This window comes from Sporichthya polymorpha DSM 43042, assembly GCF_000384115.1.
Classification (GTDB): Bacteria; Actinomycetota; Actinomycetes; order Sporichthyales; family Sporichthyaceae; genus Sporichthya; species Sporichthya polymorpha.
In genome coordinates this window covers 221674-222586 of sequence record NZ_KB913029.1, presented here as the reverse complement: position 1 = coordinate 222586, position 913 = coordinate 221674, and the positions used below count along the sequence as shown (strand labels likewise).

Here is a 913-nt window from a genome sequence, read left to right as displayed (position 1 = left end):
CCTGTCCGCGTTGGGATCTGACGACACCGCCGTCGCGGTCGCGATGACCTGTGCCTCCGCCTGGCTGGAATCCGCCCTAGCCCACCGCACCGGAAGCGATCGCACCGGAAACGATCGCGCGGGAGGCGACCGCACCGACGATCCCAGCCGCCATGCTGTCGGCGGCGGTGCTTCCGGCGGCGGTGTTGTCGGCGGTGGTCGGTGGGTCATCTACGACGAAGCATGGCGTCTGCTGCGCGCGCCAGCCTTGCTGCGCCGCATGCAAGCGCAATGGAAGCTCTCCCGCGCGCACGGCATCGCCAACCTGCTCGTGCTGCACCGGCTCTCGGATCTCGATGCCGTCGGCTCCGGTGGGAGTGAGTCGCGGGCCCTGGCCGCGGGTCTGCTCGCGGATTGTTCGACCCGCATCGTGTATCGGCAGGAGGCCGACCAGCTCACCGGCATCGAGGCCGCGCTGGGACTGACCGACACCGAGCGTGTCCTGCTTCCCGCGCTCCCTCGCGGCTGCGGACTCTGGAAGCTCCCACGGGCCTCCTACGTGGCGCACCACCGCCTTCATCCCGACGAGTCCGTGGTTTACGACACCGACTCCGCCATGAGAGGAGGTGCGCGGTCATGAAGGCCGTCCCGCTCGCCGAAGACGCGACCCTCGGCGTCCTGTTCGCCGCGCCTGAATCGCCGGCACGCCACGCTGTCCTGCGTTGGCTGCGGCCCGAAGATTTCGCCGGACCGTGGCACGGAGAGGTCTACCGGACCATCCGGTCCCTGGCCAGTGCCGGCGACTGCGTCGACCCGGAAGCGGTCGGTCTGGCGCTGATGCGCCGAGTCGGCCCCACGCGGGCCGAGGTGGTCCGCGTGGCCGGGCTGCTCCGCGCCGCGCCGCCCAACGCGCATCCCGATACCTACGCACGCA

Annotated in this window: 1 protein-coding gene and 1 pseudogene; both read left to right on the top strand. The window is 70.9% G+C overall.

The genetic code is table 11. The features are described from left to right. Positions 1-619 (top strand): annotated as a pseudogene (locus tag SPOPO_RS26800) (hypothetical protein); the annotation flags it as partial. After that, the coding region (locus tag SPOPO_RS26795; RefSeq protein WP_033384852.1) for a DnaB-like helicase N-terminal domain-containing protein at positions 616-913 on the top strand (298 nt) is incomplete at its 3' end. The pseudogene SPOPO_RS26800 and the gene SPOPO_RS26795, both read left to right, overlap by 4 nt.